This window comes from Acetivibrio sp. MSJd-27, from assembly GCF_018918095.1.
Lineage (GTDB): Bacteria > Bacillota > Clostridia > UMGS1840 > HGM11507 > HGM11507.
In genome coordinates, this window is record NZ_JAHLPV010000001.1 from 121576 (window position 1) to 141288 (window position 19713).

Annotated in this window: 17 protein-coding genes and 1 tRNA gene; 12 read left to right on the forward strand and 6 right to left on the reverse strand. The window is 46.7% G+C overall.

Going from position 1 to position 19713, the window contains the following annotated elements; all coding sequences use genetic code 11:
• Positions 1 to 392: 392 nt before the first annotated feature.
• The 4 genes from KQI32_RS00540 to KQI32_RS00555 all read left to right on the forward strand — a co-directional run bounded on the left by KQI32_RS00540 (position 393) and on the right by KQI32_RS00555 (position 2886).
• Positions 393 to 466, forward strand: a tRNA-Gly gene (locus KQI32_RS00540).
• Between the two features lie 77 nt (positions 467 to 543).
• Entirely contained in the window at positions 544 to 2112 is a 1569-nt protein-coding gene (locus KQI32_RS00545; protein ID WP_216423513.1) for an FAD-dependent oxidoreductase, read from the forward strand.
• A gap of 31 nt (positions 2113 to 2143) precedes the next feature.
• A complete protein-coding gene (locus tag KQI32_RS00550; RefSeq protein WP_216423514.1) occupies positions 2144 to 2716 on the forward strand; it encodes an SGNH/GDSL hydrolase family protein in 573 nt (190 codons plus the stop codon).
• Between the two features lie 23 nt (positions 2717 to 2739).
• Positions 2740 to 2886 carry a hypothetical protein gene (locus KQI32_RS00555; RefSeq protein ID WP_216423515.1) on the forward strand — a complete coding sequence of 49 codons (147 nt, stop codon included), beginning with the start codon at positions 2740 to 2742 and terminating at the stop codon, positions 2884 to 2886.
• Between the two features lie 369 nt (positions 2887 to 3255).
• Here KQI32_RS00555 and KQI32_RS00560 read toward each other — a convergent pair whose 3' ends face one another.
• Both KQI32_RS00560 and KQI32_RS00565 read right to left on the reverse strand, forming a co-directional pair.
• Positions 3256 to 4425, reverse strand: a complete 1170-nt coding sequence (locus KQI32_RS00560; RefSeq protein ID WP_216423603.1) for a macrolide family glycosyltransferase — start codon at positions 4423 to 4425, stop codon at positions 3256 to 3258.
• The gene (locus tag KQI32_RS00565) at positions 4418 to 4648 is read right to left on the reverse strand and encodes an AbrB/MazE/SpoVT family DNA-binding domain-containing protein (protein WP_216423516.1); all 231 of its coding nucleotides are present in this window, start codon (positions 4646 to 4648) and stop codon (positions 4418 to 4420) included. The genes KQI32_RS00560 and KQI32_RS00565 overlap by 8 nt, the downstream gene beginning before the upstream one ends.
• 341 nt (positions 4649 to 4989) lie before the next feature.
• Between KQI32_RS00565 and def the strand changes: the two genes are divergently transcribed.
• From def to KQI32_RS00590, 5 genes are all read left to right on the forward strand, one after another.
• The gene (gene def, locus KQI32_RS00570; RefSeq protein WP_177689513.1) at positions 4990 to 5439 is read left to right on the forward strand and encodes a peptide deformylase; all 450 of its coding nucleotides are present in this window, start codon (positions 4990 to 4992) and stop codon (positions 5437 to 5439) included.
• Between the two features lie 265 nt (positions 5440 to 5704).
• Positions 5705 to 6637, forward strand: coding sequence for a 4Fe-4S binding protein (locus KQI32_RS00575; protein ID WP_177689512.1), 933 nt, complete (start codon positions 5705 to 5707; stop codon positions 6635 to 6637).
• 10 nt (positions 6638 to 6647) lie between these two features.
• On the forward strand, positions 6648 to 7628 hold the full coding sequence (locus KQI32_RS00580; RefSeq protein WP_216423517.1) for an ABC transporter substrate-binding protein: 981 nt from the start codon (positions 6648 to 6650) through the stop codon (positions 7626 to 7628).
• Positions 7585 to 8637 (forward strand): iron ABC transporter permease, encoded by a 1053-nt coding sequence (locus tag KQI32_RS00585; RefSeq protein WP_177689510.1) that lies wholly within the window; start codon positions 7585 to 7587, stop codon positions 8635 to 8637. Before KQI32_RS00580 ends, KQI32_RS00585 begins: the two co-directional genes overlap by 44 nt.
• Complete coding sequence (locus tag KQI32_RS00590) at positions 8621 to 9388, forward strand: ABC transporter ATP-binding protein (protein ID WP_216423518.1); 768 nt, start codon at positions 8621 to 8623, stop codon at positions 9386 to 9388. Before KQI32_RS00585 ends, KQI32_RS00590 begins: the two co-directional genes overlap by 17 nt.
• A gap of 9 nt (positions 9389 to 9397) precedes the next feature.
• On the opposite strand, the gene bsh is transcribed toward KQI32_RS00590, so the two are convergent.
• From bsh to larB, 3 genes are all read right to left on the reverse strand, one after another.
• Positions 9398 to 10372 (reverse strand): choloylglycine hydrolase, encoded by a 975-nt coding sequence (bsh, locus tag KQI32_RS00595; RefSeq protein ID WP_216423519.1) that lies wholly within the window; start codon positions 10370 to 10372, stop codon positions 9398 to 9400.
• A gap of 1573 nt (positions 10373 to 11945) precedes the next feature.
• Positions 11946 to 13091 (reverse strand): nickel pincer cofactor biosynthesis protein LarC, encoded by a 1146-nt coding sequence (larC, locus tag KQI32_RS00600; RefSeq protein WP_216423520.1) that lies wholly within the window; start codon positions 13089 to 13091, stop codon positions 11946 to 11948.
• 50 nt (positions 13092 to 13141) lie between these two features.
• Positions 13142 to 13876, reverse strand: coding sequence for a nickel pincer cofactor biosynthesis protein LarB (gene larB, locus KQI32_RS00605; RefSeq protein ID WP_253290948.1), 735 nt, complete (start codon positions 13874 to 13876; stop codon positions 13142 to 13144).
• Positions 13877 to 14077: 201 nt separating this feature from the next.
• On the opposite strand from larB, the gene KQI32_RS00610 reads away from it, so the two are divergent.
• The 3 genes from KQI32_RS00610 (at position 14078) to KQI32_RS00620 (ending at position 16346) form a co-directional block, all read left to right on the forward strand.
• Positions 14078 to 14773: an iron-sulfur cluster assembly scaffold protein gene (locus KQI32_RS00610; protein WP_177689503.1), complete on the forward strand. Its 696-nt coding sequence runs from the start codon at positions 14078 to 14080 to the stop codon at positions 14771 to 14773.
• Between the two features lie 13 nt (positions 14774 to 14786).
• Positions 14787 to 15785 carry a GGGtGRT protein gene (locus KQI32_RS00615; protein WP_177689501.1) on the forward strand — a complete coding sequence of 333 codons (999 nt, stop codon included), beginning with the start codon at positions 14787 to 14789 and terminating at the stop codon, positions 15783 to 15785.
• Between the two features lie 174 nt (positions 15786 to 15959).
• Positions 15960 to 16346, forward strand: a complete 387-nt coding sequence (locus KQI32_RS00620; RefSeq protein WP_216423522.1) for a glyoxalase/bleomycin resistance/extradiol dioxygenase family protein — start codon at positions 15960 to 15962, stop codon at positions 16344 to 16346.
• A 139-nt stretch (positions 16347 to 16485) separates the two neighbouring features.
• Here the strand turns inward: KQI32_RS00620 and KQI32_RS00625 are convergent, their stop codons facing one another.
• A complete protein-coding gene (locus KQI32_RS00625) occupies positions 16486 to 19611 on the reverse strand; it encodes a stalk domain-containing protein (protein WP_216423523.1) in 3126 nt (1041 codons plus the stop codon).
• Positions 19612 to 19713: the final 102 nt, after the last annotated feature.

Genomic DNA, 19713 nt, shown 5'->3' on the forward strand with positions numbered 1-19713 from the left:
GGAGTGTAATCTCCCGCTGATCGCGGCACTGCTATGCAGTGCCCTTGTCCTCGTTGAATGACGGGACAAGCCCTTATTGAAACAAGGTTATCATTAGTATGTCATTTTCGTTTATCTTCTATCCTTTTTCATTTCTCTTCCATAAAGATATATATCGCAACGGCACACAGGGACAGAAGCGTTTCTTTCTCCTGTCCAGCGATGGGAATTGTTCTGTTATCCTATGCTTTCAGAGAACGAAAACCGCTTTCTTTTTTCAATAGGAGATTGCATGTGGGTATAAATCCCTTATTGAAAAACAAAGAGTATTTTTCATCCGATTATAAGATTTTTACAGAATGATATTGACAAAATGAAAAAACAGTGGCATAATATTAACATATAAAACATATGCGGGTATAATTTAGTGGTAAAATGTCAGCTTCCCAAGCTGAATATGCGGGTTCGATTCCCGCTATCCGCTCCAAGAGTCCTGAATGCTGAAGCATTCAGGGCTTTTCATTATCCACACAAATAAACTGTTTCAATATTAGGGGATGTATTATGAGAGAATATAACTTTGATATTGCGATTATCGGAGGCAGTCTGGGCGGCTGCGCCGCTGCGCTCTCTGCCTGCGAATACGGCAAAAAGGTTATTATGACAGAGGAAAGCCTATGGATTGGAGGCCAGCTCACCTCACAGGCGGTTCCCCCCGATGAAAACCAGTGGATTGAGAACTTGTGCGGGACCGAAAGCTACCACCGTCTGCGGCAGAATATTCGAAATTATTATAAAAATCATTATCCTTTGACCGATGAGGCGCGAAACATAGAATATCTAAATCCGGGCGGCGGTTTCGTCAGCCCTATCTGCCACGAGCCTATCGTTGCACACGAAGCGCTTCGCCAGCTTCTTTTGCCCTATATCTCCAACGGTTTGCTTTCCATTTTTACTGACACGGTTCCATTTAGCGCAAGAACGGATGGCAACTGTATCCAAAGTGTCACAGTGAAAGAAAAGCTTTCCGGAGATACCTGTGAAATCACGGCGGAATATTTTTTGGATGCTACAGACTGCGGCGATCTTCTTCCCCTTATCGGTGCTGACTATGTAACGGGCAGCGAGAGTATTTCCCAGACAGGAGAACCGCATGCCCTGGCGGGAGCGGCAAATCCAAAAGATATGCAAGCCACGACCTGGTGCTTTGCAATGGACTATGTCAAAGACGAAGATTTTACCATATCCAAACCCGAGGACTATGATTTTTGGAAAAACTACCGGGCGGATTTCTGGGTGGGGTCTCTTTTGAGTTTTGACACTTGCGACAGCCGCAACTGCAAGCCCCGCAGGCTCACTGTATTCGATGAGGAAGACAGCGGATTTCTCTGGAATTACCGAAAGATACTGGACAAGAAATTATTCCGCAGCGGCTTCTATCAAAGCGACATCACTTCCGTAAACTGGCCGATGAATGATTACTGGCTGGGAAATCTTTATGACGAACCGGAGAAAACGGTCAAAAAGCACATGGACGGCGCTCGTTCGCTCAGCCTTTCTCTGCTGTATTGGCTTCAAACGGAAGCTCCAACCCACGACGGGAAATCCGGCTATCCAGGGTTCCGGCTTCGGGGAGATGTAAACGGAACGAAGGACGGGCTTGCCATGCGTCCCTATATTCGGGAGTCCAGAAGAATCAAAGCGGAATATACCATATTGGAACAGGATATCAGCGCGGAGTGGAATCCCGGAAAGAAAGCACAGCGCTATCCTGACAGTGTAGGTATCGGCGCTTACTTTATCGATCTGCATCCCAGCACCGGAGGACGAAACTATATCTATGTGCCTACCTTACCGTTTACTATCCCATTGGGCGCAATGATAGAGCGGCGGTTTGACAATCTAATCCCCTCCTGCAAAAATATCGGCACGACTCATATCACCAACGGCGCATACCGTCTTCATCCGGTAGAATGGAATATCGGCGAGACAGCCGGATGGCTGGCGGCCTACTGCATGGAACATAAAATGACACCTCGCAGTATCTATTATAGCAGAACAAAATGCACTGATTTTCAAAACTCTCTCATACGGCGTAATGTTCCTCTATACTGGGACGAAAGCCGGATGTAAAAAACAGATTATCATACAGGAGAAGATTTCAATGAAAAATGCACTTCTTTTAGGGGATTCCATTCGCATTGGATATGATGAATTTGTACAGGAAGCATTAAAAGATACCGCCAAGGCCTATTATTCGGATGACAACGGCAGATGTACCCAATACACCTTGGTTTCCCTTATGGAAATCGCGGCTTTGACGGGCGAACCTCAAAAAATCGATCTGATTCACTGGAATAACGGCCACTGGGACATCGCCCATTACGGGAAAAATGCCCCCTCCCTCAACAGCAAAGAGCAGTATGCCTTCATGCTGGAAATGGTGGCAAACAGACTGCACGAGCTTTTTTCGAACGCAAAAATTGTTTTCGCTACCACAACCCCGATGAATCCAAACGGAAGCCCGGCCGTTAATCCCCGTACTACCGAAGAAATTATGCTCTACAATGAAACCGCCAAACAAGTGATGAAAAAGCTTCAAATTCCCGTCAACGATCTGTTTTCCGTGATGAAAGACAAGTCCGCCGCATTCTACAAGGATTACTGCCACTATACGCAGGAGGGCTTCCGCATTTTGGGGAAACAGGTGGCGGACACAATACGTAATTTTCTGTGATAAACAGAACGATGGAGGCTGGAATGAAACGTTTTACAGAAAGACAGAAAGATACTTACGCTGTTGCAGAAGAAAGCATCATACATGAAGAAAATTCTTACACAGGTGAGGCGGTCAATCGTCTGGCCCAATTTGAGAATATATTTGAAAATCTTGTGAAAAGCCAGTAACTTACACTTTCTGAACTGGAAAAATTAAGGGCAGTGGACAAGACCAAAACCGTTCACTTTCGCGAATTGCTGACAAAGAAGTTAACTAACAGCCAGATGCTCCTCCTATTTAAATCCGGAGGCATTGAATAATATATTCTAAATATTCTAAAATATATGTCCTGCGTCCTCATGAGGATGGATTCCGCTGTTGCGGCAAGGGGAGAACATTACTTAACAAAACTTTTCATTCTGAAAAGCGTAATCGCACTTCGTACATTGTTATTTGAAACATGGAAATTTCTACAATTCTGCGCATTTCAAAATGCGGATACTACTGTTTTTGAATAGAATTTATTTTCCGAAACGTATATTACGTCGTTTTCTCTCCTAACATCCGCTGACTTTTTCAATCATATCCGCGGCTTTTGGAGCCCCGCCCGCATTGTGGAAGGTATGGGATATCCGCTGGGCATTTTGCCGGTAAGCCTCCGTTTCCAGCACTTTAAAAACAGCTTTGCGGAGACGGGAGGGCCGAATGCTTTTCAGACGTAGGCCGGTCCCGGTCTGTTCCGCGCGCATTGCCACCAATCCCTCCTCAGAATGCTGCGGAAAAAGCACCATAGGCACTCCGTAATAAATGCTTTCATTTACACTGTTCATACCGCAGTGAGTAAGAAATACATCCGCCCGCTGTAGAATTTCAAGTTGATTTACGCTTGAACGCACCGTAATATGAGACGGAATCTTTCCGAGCGCGGAAATCTTCGTTTTCTCTCCTACTGACAGAATCACATCTATCTCACAGCCGGAAAACGCTTTGATACAATTGCGGTAAAATGTATCGTTTTTATTTAGAACCGTTCCCATGGAAATATACAAAAGCGGTTTTTGCGCCGGTCTTTTTTTCACTGTGATATCTGCGACAGATGGTCCTACAAAGAGGTATTTCTCAGAAAAAGTTTCCGCCATCGGTTGAAATTCCCTTGAAGTATAGACAATGGTATGGGTGTCATTGTCGTTTTCTATAAGCTGTTGCACATTGCTCACGGCATAGCCGTGTTCCTGCAGCCGTTTCATTTTGGTATGGATTCGCGGCATGCCTGCCGCCGTTCGGAAGACTTCCCCAATTCCCGGCTTCATTAATCTTGCTGTGTAACGGTTAAAGGCAAACGTAGTCGTTGAACACACAAATGGAATATTATGTTTACGGGCAAACAGCTTTCCCCATGTACACATGGAATCGGAAACAATGCAGTCCGGTTTCCATCTTTTCAGCATTTCAAAAACCGCTTGTTCCATCCGCAGGGTTGTATCCACAGTCATCTCAATCAGGGAAGCGAAATCTCTCCCCACCTTTTTCTGGATATCCGCCGGAGCGGGTGGAAGGTATTTGTCACAGGAAAGGAATTGACCGCCGGCCGCCTCTATTTTATGCCGAAACGCATCAAAAGAACAGTACCAGACCTCATGCCCTCTAGAGGTCAGCTCGCGCACCACCTCAATGGTGGGATTGGTATGCCCGTGCGCAGGAATACCAAAAAACAGGATTCTACTCATCATCCGTTTCCTTTCCCGCGGGGTCTCCATTAAAAATAGCATCTGCAAGTTTTGCAAACATCTCTTTCGGCGGAATGGCTATCCCCTTCTTTTTGTCGGCTAATACGATAATGGTGTCCCCCGGATGCATTCCAAAAATGTCCCGCGCCTCTTTTGGAATAACAAACTGCCCTTTCTCTCCAATCTTGACTGTCCACGCAAATTTATCCTGTTTTTTTATCATTTGAATCCTCCAAAATACGAATAATATGAATAGTATGATTTATATGATTTATTATAGCTATATATCATGGAATGTCAATCGAAAAATACGATTTTTTCTTAATATGACAAAAATTTTTATAAGGGTAATATAAGCGCCGGACCTTCCAACCGGAAAATTATGATTGCTTTCGGCTTGTTTATTTTTCGTTAGCGCAAGGAAAAAGCGCAGAGTATGCTAATATAATTGTATGGTTCAAAAAACATGTTCGGATACTGCTTAAAAGGATCCAGTTTGACTTTCTATCGAAATCATGTTACAATTTATGTAAACTGAATCTTACATAAAAGGAGATGAACAATATGGCTCTGCGTGAGATCCGTACGTTTGAAGATCCCGTTTTGCGTCAGAAATGCAGACCGGTGGAGGTAGTAGATGACAGAATCCGCATGCTTCTGGACGATATGGCACAGACGATGTACCATGAGCCGAACGGCGGAGGATTGGCCGCCTGCCAGATTGGCATTTTAAAACGTGCAGTGGTCATAGATATTGGAACCGGACTTTTAAAATTGGTAAATCCGGAAATCGTCAGCGCAAAAGGTACACAGATCAGTACGGAGGGCTGTTTAAGTTTTCCCGGTTTTTGGGGAAAAGTAAAACGCCCCTGGCAGGTTGTGGTGCGCGCTTTGGATGAAAACGGAAAAGAGCGCAAAATAAGAGGAACCGGCTTGCTCGCAAAATGTTTATGCCATGAAATGGATCATCTGGACGGAATTGTTTTCACCGATAAAGTTATCGAATATTTATAACAGGAGGAAATACTTTGGCAATGCTGATCCAAAAACCTTTTTCCCTGATGCAGTGGAATTCTATTCCTCCGTCTGTCCATTAATCTGTCTTAGATTTCTTGAAAGTAAGGTTATACCTCCGTGAAACATACTTTACAATGATGGATAAATAACGTATAATGAAAACATAATAAGCTTGCAAATCCGCAAGGAATGGAATAGGCTGCTCTGTATCCTATAACCGTTGCAAGATAAGAAAATTATGGCTTAAGAAAGAGGGAAAACAATGGAACAATTGAAAGCGGCTGATATCGCCCGGGTAAAAGGAATGGGCTTTCTTCACAACCGCGGAACCCAAAATTTCTCGGGACGGATTCTGCCAAAAGGAGCGGTGTTCACCGCCGACGAGCTGGCAGCCGTGGCCGAGTGCGCCAAGCGGTACGGAAACGGCAAAATCGCCTTCACAAGCCGTTTGACCGCGGAGGTTGTCGGCATTCCTTATGAGGAGATCGACAATGCAATCGCTTTTATGGAACAGGCGGGATTAATTTTCGGCGGAACCGGCGCAAAAATCCGTCCGGTGACAGCCTGCAAGGGAACCACCTGCGTTTACGGAAATTTCGACACCCAGGCAATGGCTGAGGAAATCTATGAAAAATACTATTGCGGCTGGGCGGATGTCAAGCTCCCCCACAAGTTCAAGATTGCAGTGGGCGGCTGCCCTAACAGCTGCATGAGGCCGAGCTTAAATGATTTCGGCATAGAGGGGCGTCGCGTTCCGCAGTACGACGCGGAGAAATGCCGTGGCTGCAAAATCTGCCAGATCGCAGCGAAATGTCCGGTGAAAGCGGTGGAGCTGACGGACGGAAAAGCGTCGATCGACGAGTCAGTCTGCAAGAAATGCGGCGTTTGTGTTGGCAAATGCCCGTTTAAAGCGTTCGCTCACGAGTCGGAGACTGTTTATCAGATCTACGTCGGAGGTACCTGGGGAAAACGCACCCGCATGGGAACCCCTCTTTCCCGTTTTGTGACAAAGGAGGAAATCTTCCCGCTTCTCGAAAAAACCTTGCTTTGGTTTAAGGAGAACGCTTACCACAAAGAGCGGCTGGGCGAGACCATTGACCGCATCGGCGAGGAAACGCTGGAAAAAGCGTTGTTCAGCGATGATCTTTTGAACCGCAAGGACGAGATTCTCTCCGCGGATATCCTTATACGCTAAGGAGGTCTCCATGACAATTCAAAAACGTTTCACAGCGCTTGCCTGCGCACTGCTTTTGACTGTGGGCATGGTTGGCTGTCAAAATCATAAAAACGAAAAAAACGGCGCTTCTCCTTCCGGCGAGTCTCCGCTGCAAGGACAGGCCTGGTCCTTCACCGATGCGCTGAATCGTTCCCTGACCATCCAGCCACCCAAAACAGTGGTATCCCTGTATGGCTCCTTTGCCGAGACATGGGTTCTGGCAGGCGGGGAACTGGCGGGCACCACCGCGGATGCGGTTGAGGAACGGAACATGGAATTGCCCGGCAGCACACAGATTATCGGCACGGTAAAAACACCTGATACGGAGCGCATGGCTGCACTGAATCCGGATTTTGTGATTCTGTCGGCTGATATTGCCAGCCATGTACAGATGGACGATATGCTGACAGATATGCAGATTCCCCACGCCTATTTCCGTGTGGATACTTATCAGGATTACCTAGATATGCTGAATGGGTTCTGCCGTTTAACCGGCCGCGATGATCTGTATGAAAAAAACGGAGCCGCGGTGGAACGGCAAATCCATGAGATTCTACAAAAAATTCCAAAGATGGAGAAAAGGCCAACGGTTCTGCTGATCCGTGCTTTTTCAACCGGAGCAAAGGCCAAGGGGAAGGATAATCTGGCCGGAGTAATTCTGGACGATCTCAATACAGATAACATTGTACAGCGGCATGAATCTCTGCTGGAGGATCTGAGCCTGGAGGAGATCATAAAGGAGGATCCTGATTTTATCTTTGTGTCTGTCATGGGAGCGGACGATGAAAAGGCTTTGGACGCACTGAAAAAAGACCTCCAGTCCAATCCCGCATGGCAGGATCTGAAAGCGGTCAAAAATGACCGATATATTGTTCTGCCAAAGGAGTTATTCCACTATAAGCCCAATGCGAAATGGGGAGAAAGCTATGCGTATCTGGCCAGGATCCTTTACCCTGAGGCAATGGATTGAGAAATCTTGGAAATACAAGCTGGCCTTGCTACTGTTGCTGGCGGCAGGGCTGTTTTTGTGCGCCGTTTTAAGCCTGTGTATCGGTTCCACATCACTGTCAGTACCCCAGGCTTTCAAAGCTGTTCAGACAGGTGATATAGCAGCGGCAGACTACCGTATCCTTGTCTATGTACGGTTTCCACGGACATTGGCCGCAATGCTGTCCGGCATTGCTTTAGCAGTCAGCGGTGTGCTTATCCAGGCTGTACTGAACAATGCGCTGGCAGGTCCGAACATTATCGGTGTCAATGCAGGCGCTGGCTTCGCCGCATTGCTGGCGGCGGCCCTCTTCCCTGCTATGCCGGATCTGATTCCCGCCGGCGCTTTTCTCGGAGCCTTACTGACCGGACTTCTCATCTTTCTTCTCGCCGTGCGGACGGGAGCCGGCAGGCTGACCATCGTGTTGGCAGGTGTGGCTGTCAGCAGTATTCTGTCAGCCGGAATTGATGCGGTCACTCTGCTGGATCCCGATCTGGCCGTAGGAGCATCCAATTTTATGATCGGCGGCTTTTCGGGAATCTCCTTAAAGAAAGTCTTTCCAGCGGGCTGGTACATTTTGATTGGTCTGCTGCTGGCATTGCCGGCAGGCAACGAGCTCAACGTTCTCTCGCTGGGGGAAGATATCGCCAGAAGTCTGGGAATGCGTGTGACGCTTGTAAGGCTTTTTCTCTTGGCTGTAGCCTCCGTTTTGGCCGGAGCGGCAGTCAGCTTCAGCGGATTGCTGGGATTTGTAGGACTTTTGATTCCTCATATTGCCCGGCGGCTGACAGGGAACGACAACCGTTTGCTGCTGCCGTCAGCTGGGATGATGGGCGGCATCTTTGTTCTGCTCTGTGATGTGTTCAGCCGTGTCGTCTTCGCTCCCTATGAACTGCCGGTTGGTATTGTGATGTCCTTTCTCGGCGGCCCGTTTTTCCTCTTTTTATTGCTGCGCACGAAACGGAGGCGGATTCATGATGGAATGGCGTAATGTTACAGCGGGATACGGCGGAGAACCTGTCCTGCAAAATGTGAACCTGTCTCTTCCTGCTGGCCGTATTATTTCACTGATAGGCCCAAACGGCTGCGGCAAAACGACTTTGCTCAAAACCGCAGCGCGGCTTTTGCCGGTAAAGGAAGGGGAAATTCTTCTGCACGGACAGAATACCGCTGCTTTCACAAGACGTGAGCTGGCACGGCGGATCGCTGTTCTGCCCCAAACGCGTGATGTCCCCGACATATCCGTGAATGCATTGGTTCTTCACGGGCGTTTTCCCTATCTAGGCTGGAGCCGTCAGCCCCGTCCGGAGGATCGGGAGCTTGCAGATCAGGCCATGCGGCAGACCGGCGTCTGGAATTACCGGACACGCAGTCTGCGTTCCCTTTCCGGCGGCGAGCGGCAAAAAGCCTATCTCGCCATGACCATTGCGCAGAATGCGGACTGGCTGCTGTTGGACGAACCGACCACCTATCTGGATATCAATCATCAATTTGAAATTCTTAAGCTGATTGAACAGCTGCAAAAACAGAGGAAGACCATCGTCATGGTGCTGCATGATCTGGGACAGGCGCTGCGATACAGCCATCATATCGTGCTGATGCAGTCGGGAAAAATCGTTTCCTGCGGCACGCCCGACACCCTTTTTCAGAGCGGTCTGCTGCAGAAGGTATTTCACGTTCAGCCCCACCGGCAGGAAAAAGAAAAGCGGCCGTTTTATTTCTTTACGCCGCTTTCGGATTGATCGCCTGATTCAATTTTGCATTCTAATTTGCTGTCCTGTAATCAGAGGATAGGATATGAGTTCAGAGCTCTCTAGATTTTCCCTGTGCATGTCAACGCCGCTTATCTGACTGTTCTCATAAGTCCGGTAATAATAAATGCCCTTGTCGGTGTTGCAGCAGGAGGTATAGATGGTAATTTCATACTGCCCGCCGCCGAGATGCACACAGCCTCGCTGCTGCTCCACAGATCCCAGAATATGAAAAAACTGGCTTATGCTTTCCGACTCCGATTCGCCCGAAATGGAATGCAGTTTTGTGAAAGCGGCTTTCACAAAACGAGAGGCCGACGACAGATCGCCGGGCAGCCCCATAGCGCCCATTCCCCGGCTATAAGCCGTTAGATCCAGCTTGTCCGAAAATCGATTGGCCGGAACTTCCGCCGACAGGTTCATATAATTGTTCAGATGAAACAGCTGCACATCAAAAGGCGGATTGTTGGTCAGAATTCCAACCGGATTTTCATAAATCTTCAATCCGTCCTTCACCGGTTCTACCGTGAGGGATTTCTCTCTGTCTGAAAGAATCCAGTGCAAGGGTGCCACAGGAAGATCCTCGCTGAAGGAAATATCAACCAAATTCAGTTGTTTCAGCCGCTTAAGCGCCTCGTCAACGGACGCGCACTGCCCCAAAATCCACGGAATAAATTCAAAGGGCGCCACATTATCCTTCCCCTCTTCGAACGGTTTGTAAGCCGCATTCCCTGGAAAATTCAGTCCCGCCATACTCAGCCCTTTTTCATTGGTTGCATCATAATAAAGCGGAAAATTCTCGTTCACAAACGCCATGCCGATGAGCGCATAGTGTTTTTCAAGATTTTCCGTTTTTCGGAACCGGAACGGGAAATTGCGCGGTGTTACCGTCACGGTCTCGATGTAGGAATATTCATAGTCAAGCGTTCGTCCAAAATAGTGATCTCTTGTTTTATAAGTTGCTGCAGTGCACATTTGAAAACCTCCGTTTCAGCAATCGTAGTATTTTAATAGGAGCCAACAAAGTCATTTCAATAAGGGCTTGCCCCGTCATTCAACGAGGACAAGGGTACTGCATAGCAGTGCCGAGATCAGCGGGAGATTGCACTTCCGGTTATCTCGGATATGAATCCCGCCGCCTTAAAAGGCGGGGGACATCTTGCCCGCAGTTATAAAAAAGCTTTTCATTCTGAAAAGCGCAGCCGCGCTTTGCACGCTGTTTTTTGAAACATGCAATTGCGGACGATCCCCCGCAATTTCCTATGTTATAAAAAAGCTTTTCATTCTGAAAAGCGCAGCTGCGCTTCGCACGTTGTTTTTTGAAACATGCAATTGCGGACGATTCCCCGCAATTTCCTATGTTATGAAAAAATGAAGGGTATGCTTTAAGCATACCCTTTTATCGATAAATTTATGTTTTTTGAATGGATAAATTGCCCAATGGAATCAACCTCTGTTCTTATTTTTCCTTATGAACTGTCTCAATCACTCCAATCACAGCAATCTATTTTTATAGCCTCGCTTCTATATATCCCGTCTCTGCACACAATCCATACAAAATTTCCGGCATGCGGAGGAACGAAATCGTAACCAATGCGAGGCTGAAACGCTTTTCAGGAATTTTTGTACAATAAAAGCGTTTCATTCCTGTAATTATAACAAATTAAATTTTGTATCATTTTGCATGCATCAATAAAACTGCTTCACGGTTATTTAAAATAGGATACTATAAAATATTTTTCACCCAAATAACTTATCTGCAATTTTATCGTTCTTTCACACTTTGCAAGACCTTCGCTTTTCTTTTTATGGATCCTTCTGAATTCATAACCGTGAAGCAATTTGCCAGGAACACGAAAAAGCAAACCTGAAATCCTGCCCTGTTGCTCATCACGCAAAATGAACGGTTTGCGCAAAGCGTCTGTTCAAATTTATCGGGAAGCAAACATTTCACAATACAAAACTTCAACTTCCGGAAAGATTTTATTTCCAGTCAAAATTCAATACCTTACAAATGAATTTCCTTTCCTGCTTCCTCTTTGGGAACAAACACCTGCATATTATTTGTTCCAATCAAGATTTGTTTTTCATAAACGCAAAGTTTTCTGGCGGCATGATCTCCACTCCTATGAACCATTGATGTAACCGTCTTTCTGAAAACCATTCACACGGAACAGCCCGTTCTTTCTCTCTAATCAGAACTCATTCATCCACAACTGCCAAAAGTGGCATCTGCCCAAAAGAACGAATGCTATTTCAATTTTTCAGCCATCCCGCATGACTTAAACTGTGAATCATCTAAGAACATCGGAATCACCTCTTCTCACTTTTCCTCTATTTTCAGAAGCGTTCAGGAATCCGCCTGTCAAATACATCCATCGATGTGCCGTTTGACTGTTCTTTTTCTCCTGCTTTTTTTGCTTCTATATATAATTTCGACAAAAAAATGAAAAACCCTCTTTTTTTCTTATTATTTTAATCATTAAATTAAATCAAAAACGCTGCACCCCTTATAGCCAAAGGAATACAGCGTTTCAAAAAGTTATTTTTACCAATGATTCAAAACATCAGACAAAGGAATTCCATTTTGCTGTGCCAAAGATTTTGCCGACTCGTATTCCGGATAGCATTTTTCTATCCCCTCATAGGATACCCGTTTGATTGTTAACGCGCCCCATTTGGTCAAGACGGTTTCAAATGTTCTGTCCATTTTTGTACGGCTCACAGCGTTCTCCCGAATGCCTATGCTGGTGGTCTCCGAAAAGATAATCTTCTTCAACTTTTCTTTGCAGCTGGAATCACAGATTACCGTGAGCAGATAAGCCGGACGGTTCTTCTTCATATAGACGGGCGTATAGAAAACATCCCTTGCCCCGCCATTCATCAGCTTCTCCATTGTATACCCAAGTGCTTCGCCGGAGCAGTCGTCAATATTGGTTTCCAATTTCACGATTTTTTCTTCCGCCGTCCCATTGCTTTCCGCAAGCATAACCCGCAGAATATTTGGCCGTTTGAATTCTCTTTCACCGCATCCATAGCCGGTTTTTAAAACAGAGCCGCACAGATTTTCCCCGAACGACTCCGCCGCCTCGCAGATAATTGCCGCACCGGTCGGTGTGACCATCTCTCCCTGCTCGTCTGTCAGTTGCAGAAGAGCTCCCCGCCTTTTCACAATTTCCATTGTAGCAGGAACCGGAACCGGAATCCTTCCATGGCGGCAGTCCACAAATCCCCTGCCGTCACACAAAATAGAACTCACAATTTTGTCAGGACGGACAGCGTCGAGCAAAACAGCCGCTCCGATAATGTCCACAATGGAATCCACAGCTCCCACCTCGTGAAAATGCACCTCATCCACCGGTTTATTGTGTACGCTTGCTTCCGCTTCCGCTACCCGGCGGAAAATATTTTTTGACATTTGCTTGATCGGTTCGGAAAAAGCGCTGCTGTCTATCAGCTCACAAATCATTTGAAAATTTCTGTGCGGCTGTTTTTCGTCCGATATCACTTTCACCGTTTTTCCGTGTATTCCGGACTTTTCCGCTCCGCCGATTTGAAGCCGGAAAGGCACCGTGGTCTTCAGCTTTTCCATTTCCCAAACCAGATATTGCGCGTCTCCAATCAAATCGGTTAGAGCTCCCAGCACCATATCGCCGCTGATGCCGGAAAAGCAATCAAAATAGAGTATCTTCATGTATATTCCTTTCCAAAAGGGCACAGCCCTGTTATTCAACCATTTCAGTATTACAGCTTGTTGATCATAGAGGCCAGCATTGCCGCTCCAAAGCCGTTATCGATATTCACCACGCCCACACCGGAAGCACAGCTGTTGAGCATGGTCAGCAGGGCAGACAAACCGCCGAAATTTGCGCCATATCCAACGCTGGTGGGAACCGCGATCACCGGTTTGTCTGTCAGCCCCCCTACAACACTGGCCAAAGCGCCTTCCATTCCGGCGACTACCACCAAAACCCGTGCCGCATCCATTCTTTCCCGCTGGGCAAGCAAACGGTGGATACCCGCCACCCCCACATCATAAATCCGGTCAACCCGGTTGCCCGTCGCCTCCAAAACGATTGCCGCCTCCTCGGCTACTTTGATATCCGCTGTCCCGGCCGTAAGAACCGCAACTGTTGTTTCTGTCTTTTCCTCGGGAAAACCGTTTATCACTACAATGCGGGCCTGCTCAAAATATTCTGCCCGCTGCGTCACTTCAAGGCAGACCTGAAACACCGCTGTATCCGCTCTGGTTAAAAGGATGGTTCCATTTGTTTTGGCCGTCATAGACTCCACAATACCCCGGATATGGGAGAGTTCCTTTCCCTCCGAGAAGATAACCTCACAGTATCCATTCCGGATTTTTCTGTGATGATCCACCTTGGCATATCCAAGCTCTTCATACGGAAGATCTTTCAGCATCTGGTATGCCTTTTCAATATCTATTTCCTGATCTTTTACTTTTTTTAATAACTCCATCATTTCCAAAGCGATCACCTCACTTTTTATCTTATCTTAAATAGGTAGAATAATCAAGTGGATTTTTGCCAAAAATAATCAGAACAGTACAGTAGATAAAATACACAAAAATACGGGAAAACTGGGAATTATTCAAAAAAACTATGGACAAGTTTCCCTTTTGTGTTTATAATAAATGTGATAAATTTCACAAGGAGGATTCATATGAGTCAATTTACACATGAAGTAGAAAAAATGACTTGCATTGCTAAAGGTCCAAACCACGGACCGGCTCCGATTCCCGAAGAGGGAAAATGGGTACAGGCAAAAGAAATCAAAGATATCTCCGGTCTGACACACGGTGTGGGCTGGTGCGCACCGCAGCAGGGAGCCTGTAAGCTTACACTGAACGTAAAAGACGGCATCATAGAGGAAGCATTGGTCGAGACCATCGGCTGTTCCGGCATGACTCATTCCGCGGCGATGGCTGCTGAAATTCTGACCGGAAAAACCCTTCTGGAAGCAGTCAATACCGATTTGGTATGTGACGCTATCAACACGGCAATGAGGGAACTGTTCCTGCAGATCATCTACGGAAGGACCCAGACAGCATTCTCCGAAGGCGGACTGCCGATCGGTGCCGGACTGGAGGACCTGGGGAAAGGTCTGCGTTCCCAGGTAGGTACCATGTACTCCACAAAGGAAAAAGGCCCCAGATATCTGGAAATGGCGGAAGGTTATGTTACCCGTCTCGGCGTGGATAAGGACGGTCTGATCATCGGCTATGAATTTATTCATTTCGGTAAAATGATGGACTTTATCAAAAAAGGCGATTCCCCGGAAGAAGCGATGAAAAAAGCAACCAACCACTACGGCAGATTTGAAGACGCCGAAAAATATATCGATCCGAGAGAAGAATAGGAGGTGCGCGACTATGGCATTATTTGAAGGTTACGAAAGAAGAATTGACAAAATCAATGAGTTTTTAAAAGGCATCGGTATCTCCTCCATCGAAGAAGCAAAAAAAGTCTGCGATGACAAAGGAATCGATGTATATAATCTGGTGAAAGGCATTCAGCCGATCTGTTTTGAAAATGCATGCTGGGCTTACATTGTAGGCGCTGCAAACGCAATTAAAAAAGGTTGCACCAGCGCTGCGGAAGCTGCGGAAGCAATCGGCGAGGGACTTCAGGCTTTCTGTATTCCCGGCTCGGTTGCCGATGACAGAAAAGTTGGTTTAGGCCACGGTAATCTGGCAGCAATGCTGTTAAGAGAAGAAACCACCTGCTTTGCCTTTGTTGCAGGCCATGAGTCCTTCGCTGCTGCGGAAGGCGCTATCGGTATTGCGAGAAGTGCGAACAAGGTTAGAAAGGTTCCGCTGAAAGTTATCTTGAACGGCCTTGGAAAAGATGCGGCTATGATTATTTCCAGAATCAACGGCTTTACCTATGTACAGACAAAATTTGACTATGCAACCGGCGAATTGAAGGTTGTAAACGAAATTGCTTATTCCGATGGGGAACGTGCAAAAGTTCGCTGCTATGGTGCGGACGATGTCCGTGAGGGCGTTGCTATCATGCACAAAGAAGACGCGGGTGTCGGCATCACCGGAAACTCCACCAATCCGACCCGTTTCCAGCACCCTGTATCCGGCACTTATAAAAAAGAACGGATCGCAATGGGCAAAAGCTATTTCTCGGTTGCTTCCGGCGGCGGTACCGGCAGAACCCTGCATCCTGACAATATGGCAGCCGGTCCGGCTTCTTACGGTCTGACCGACACCATGGGAAGAATGCACTCCGACGCACAGTTCGCAGGTTCTTCCTCCGTTCCGGCCCACGTGGAAATGATGGGACTGATTGGAATGGGCAACAACCCGATGGTTGGCGCGTCCGTTGCAGTTGCGGTCGCGATTGAAGAAGCAAGCAAATAATTTTTAAAATAAGAATATTGGCGGTAACTAGAATTCATTTATGGTTACCGCTTTTTCTTTTAAGGTTTGTGATATCTCCCAACAAGATTGTCACACATTGACGTATCCTGCTATGTTTGTAATCTCTATGCCACTATACTTAAAGATTTTTTATACAATAAATGGGAGGAATGTATGAAGAATTATACGCAGGTCTATGTCAAGAACAGCATTGAAGCTGTCGAAATGTATTGCAATGCCTTTGGAGCAGAAATAACCTTTGAAATAAAAAATGAAACAAATGACGCTTATGCACACTGTGAATTGTCAGTAAAAGGAGAACCGTTTCTTGCTGCCAGTGAAGCGGCAAATCCTTGTGATGTAAGTATAATCCACAAAGAAAAATGGCAGACAATGACTTTCAATGTTTGTGGAATGGGAAGGGAAGAAGCCGTACAGAAAGCTTTCAATATTTTAAGCGATGGCGGCGTTGTGATTGAGCCAATAAAAGAAGTCCCTTGGAGTAAATGCTGTGCAACCGTTATTGACAAATATGGTGTTTGCTGGTGGATTTCTATTTAACTGAAAAATGAGTATTTTACATAACAAGGGCAGACCGCTGACTGAATCAGCGATCCGCCCTTCAGCTTATCGAAAAGTCCGAACGTAACCGTTCGGACTTTTCGCTATGAGAAAAACAAAAAAATGTTAGAAACAGGCGTTATTCATAAAATTCGATTTCCTGAAGCAGAATATAATCGGTGTAGGTGCCCCCTTTGCCGATATATCGAATATACTTCGCATTAATTGGCTGATCCAGTTTAAAGGTATCTATATCCTGCTTCTGAGAGGATTTTCCTTCAAAAAATTTCGTGAAGGTTTTTCCGTCAACCGAATACTCCAGTTCAAAGAAATATCCTCTGGAAATGGGATCATTAAACGCAGTGCTGAAAGAGGAAATCTTTTTGACCCCGTCAAACTCCAGCGTCAGATTTTCGCCTATTCCATTGGCAGCCCAACGGGTATCCAAATCGCCGTCCACCGCATTATAACCGCCCTTGTCATCCGCTGTGGCGGAGCTCCAGGTGACGTTAACGACCGGGATTTTATTGCTTGCACCGCTGTCCTTCGGTTCCGAGATATTCACAATCTTCGCAAAGTCATCCCAGGTTACCGTCGAGCCAAAGGTTTCGGCAATAAAGCGGACCGGAACCAGAAATCTTCCGTCTACAATCTGTGCCGGAACATCTAGGGTAACCGGCTGATCGTCAACATATACGGTTTGGGAGTCCTCGGTGAGGCGGATGGTTTTTCCTCTTCTGGTCGCTGTCGCTGTCTGTGTAGCGTCCTCCCATTCCACTTCCGCGCCGAATTTTTCAAAGATGGCCCGCATGGGAACCAGGGTTCTGTCGTCTTTTATCGTTGCGGGAACATCCGAATACAGATAATCCTTTCCGATTTTGATTGAAATGTTCTCATGTTCAACCGGTTCAACCTGAGGAGTTTCCTTCACTTTGGAGGCATCTTTCATCCGAAGGGTATAGTTTCCTGCCTCTCCGCTGAAATAAATCATACCGCCTTCTTCCGAGGCGATCTGCGTGCCGATCTCCTTGCCGTTGAGCAGAATGCTCCATTCGCCTTTCTCCAGACCGCAGACTGCGATGTCATAGGTTCCGCTGCCCGGAACGGTAAAGGACGTGTTGCCTGCAATTCTCTTCTGCTCTTTATTGAACATCGTCACTTTCTGATCCAATTTTGCTCCCAGAAGTTCATCGGTTTCAATCAATTCCGCGGGAATGACTTCCGTCTTGCCATCCGCGTCACTGACATACATAGCATTTAAGAAATAGTCGGTTTTCTGTTTCTCCGTGGGAGAAATCTCCACCCGTCCCCAGCCGCTGCTGAGGTCTTTATTCATTGTCTCCGCAGTTCCCTTGCTGGGCACATAGTTGGTTCCATTGATGTACCACTGCTTGCCCTCACCGCCAATCTTTTCGATGGTGGGATTCTGCGGGTATAAGGTCTGAACCGTCAGCTTTCCGTTATAGCCGTCGGTGTCTCTTTTGATGGTTGTCACATTGCCATCCACTTCCGGTTCCTGGAGGGAGTGCAGCAGAAACGTCTTTTTAAAGTTTGCTTTCTTTGCCGCAATTTTATCCATCACAAAGAAGACTGCAGGAGCGTCCTTGTTTTCATTGGGCATAAACATCATGGAACGGGTTACCTCAGAAACCTTGTCGGTGTATGATTTTGTGATATCCCCACTGATGTAGGAGTATTCCGGCTGATAGGGATCCGGACCGAATTCATGCCCAATCACCTGCGCCATTTTATAATCATTTTCCAGATATCCGTCGATGGTCACCTGCTCCCCGCCCGGTCTGCGCTGACCACCGGAATTGACAGCTCCCCCGGAGGGCACCTCCGAAGGATCGTAGATCAAAAGCCCGTTATGGGCGATCGTTTCTTTATGCCAATTGACATCATGAGAAACGCCATAAGTTGTATAAAGACCGGAATCATTTGCTAGGTTTCCCTTATAATAAATCTGAAAAGTCCCGTTATCCAAATGGTTATGGTTTGCCATCCACAGACCGCCGATTTTCATCATTGCGATGGCGACAGGGGATTCCACTCCCAAATCCCAGCCGGTTCTTGCCATCATCAGCCCGTTGGGCTCTCCGAAATATTTTGTGTTGGGAAGATCCTTGTAGGATTTTGGTTCCAAATCCGGATCATTCATAATCAAAAAAGTGACCGGTGTCAGCCATTGAAAGCTGTTTTCAAACTTGGAATACTGATCCGAAAGACGGGCAAGCTCCATTTTCAGATAAGGATCTTTGTAAAAACCGGACGCCAGAAATCCCATCCGCATAGCATAGGAATTGGCGCTGGGAATTCTTCCAAGGGATTCGCTGGAGTAATCTCCCTCCCGGAAGATCTGCTCGTCCGGCCGGGTATAATAGAGGCATTGATAGCTGACATACTGGCAATCGTCAACAAACACCCTTTGACCGCTTATTTTATACATAAGCCACTGCGCCCACAGATCAAAGGCATAGCGCACCGTATTGTATCCGGAGCCCTGGTGAAGAGAGTGAGACTTATACCAATAATTTCTGGCAGGCACGTACTCGTCAAAAAACCGTCCTGCCACATACTCGTAAATGTCAGGAGATTCATCGTAGGTCGCAATGGCAAAAGCAATGAGTTCTTTCAAAAACTGTGCCTCCGCCCCATGTCCGATTACCGCGCCGAATCGTTCCGGCGGCCAGCCAACCTCCATATTGGCGCTGGCGGTTTGACCGTCCGCGATAAACTGTGTCTTATCCTTATCACTCAAAAGCGGATAGCACCAGTCGTATACGATGGAGATCACATAAAGCACCATTCCGCTGTCACGGCTGTAATCCCCGACCGTCGGGTATTTTATGGTTTTAATTGCGTTTTTAATGGAAGCAACCGCGTCGGCGCCGCTTTGCTCATTGCCATTGATGACATAGTCAAAGGCTTTTGCCTCGATGGCGGTGAGCAGCTGCACGTTGGCGGAAATATTTCCTTTTCCGGCTTCCTTCTCGTCCGGAAATCCCCCTGTTGTATCCTGTGTCAGCAGTTCCTGAAACTTTTTGTATGCGTTTTGATTCTGCGGTTTGGTCAGGTTTGCTTTGATCACGGGAATATCAGCCTGGTTGATGAGCACTCTTGGATGCGCGCCCTTCTCCGGATAAAAAGGCGGACTGTTCCATTTGCTTGTCAAAGACGCAGACGCTGTGAAGGGAAAAAGCAGAAAACTCAGACACATGGAAAAAAGAATCGTTAAAGAAATCAGTTTTTTGTTTTTCTTCATCGTTATCCTCCTTAAATAGGTTTTTGGTTCCGGATAGAATTTCTATCCGGAACCACGCCCACCGCTAAGCGGCTTAGCATATTAAAAATTGGTTGTACACAA

What these genes read in the sequence shown, in the direction of transcription:
- KQI32_RS00545 (WP_216423513.1), top strand. Translation starts at nt 544, where the DNA reads ATGAGAGAATATAACTTTGATATTGCGATTATCGGAGGCAGTCTGGGC.
- KQI32_RS00550 (WP_216423514.1), top strand. Translation starts at nt 2,144, where the DNA reads ATGAAAAATGCACTTCTTTTAGGGGATTCCATTCGCATTGGATATGAT.
- KQI32_RS00555 (WP_216423515.1), top strand. Translation starts at nt 2,740, where the DNA reads ATGAAACGTTTTACAGAAAGACAGAAAGATACTTACGCTGTTGCAGAA.
- KQI32_RS00560 (WP_216423603.1), bottom strand. Translation starts at nt 4,425, where the DNA reads ATGAGTAGAATCCTGTTTTTTGGTATTCCTGCGCACGGGCATACCAAT.
- KQI32_RS00565 (WP_216423516.1), bottom strand. Translation starts at nt 4,648, where the DNA reads ATGATAAAAAAACAGGATAAATTTGCGTGGACAGTCAAGATTGGAGAG.
- def (WP_177689513.1), top strand. Translation starts at nt 4,990, where the DNA reads ATGGCTCTGCGTGAGATCCGTACGTTTGAAGATCCCGTTTTGCGTCAG.
- KQI32_RS00575 (WP_177689512.1), top strand. Translation starts at nt 5,705, where the DNA reads ATGGAACAATTGAAAGCGGCTGATATCGCCCGGGTAAAAGGAATGGGC.
- KQI32_RS00580 (WP_216423517.1), top strand. Translation starts at nt 6,648, where the DNA reads ATGACAATTCAAAAACGTTTCACAGCGCTTGCCTGCGCACTGCTTTTG.
- KQI32_RS00585 (WP_177689510.1), top strand. Translation starts at nt 7,585, where the DNA reads ATGCGTATCTGGCCAGGATCCTTTACCCTGAGGCAATGGATTGAGAAA.
- KQI32_RS00590 (WP_216423518.1), top strand. Translation starts at nt 8,621, where the DNA reads ATGATGGAATGGCGTAATGTTACAGCGGGATACGGCGGAGAACCTGTC.
- bsh (WP_216423519.1), bottom strand. Translation starts at nt 10,372, where the DNA reads ATGTGCACTGCAGCAACTTATAAAACAAGAGATCACTATTTTGGACGA.
- larC (WP_216423520.1), bottom strand. Translation starts at nt 13,091, where the DNA reads ATGAAGATACTCTATTTTGATTGCTTTTCCGGCATCAGCGGCGATATG.
- larB (WP_253290948.1), bottom strand. Translation starts at nt 13,876, where the DNA reads ATGATGGAGTTATTAAAAAAAGTAAAAGATCAGGAAATAGATATTGAA.
- KQI32_RS00610 (WP_177689503.1), top strand. Translation starts at nt 14,078, where the DNA reads ATGAGTCAATTTACACATGAAGTAGAAAAAATGACTTGCATTGCTAAA.
- KQI32_RS00615 (WP_177689501.1), top strand. Translation starts at nt 14,787, where the DNA reads ATGGCATTATTTGAAGGTTACGAAAGAAGAATTGACAAAATCAATGAG.
- KQI32_RS00620 (WP_216423522.1), top strand. Translation starts at nt 15,960, where the DNA reads ATGAAGAATTATACGCAGGTCTATGTCAAGAACAGCATTGAAGCTGTC.
- KQI32_RS00625 (WP_216423523.1), bottom strand. Translation starts at nt 19,611, where the DNA reads ATGAAGAAAAACAAAAAACTGATTTCTTTAACGATTCTTTTTTCCATG.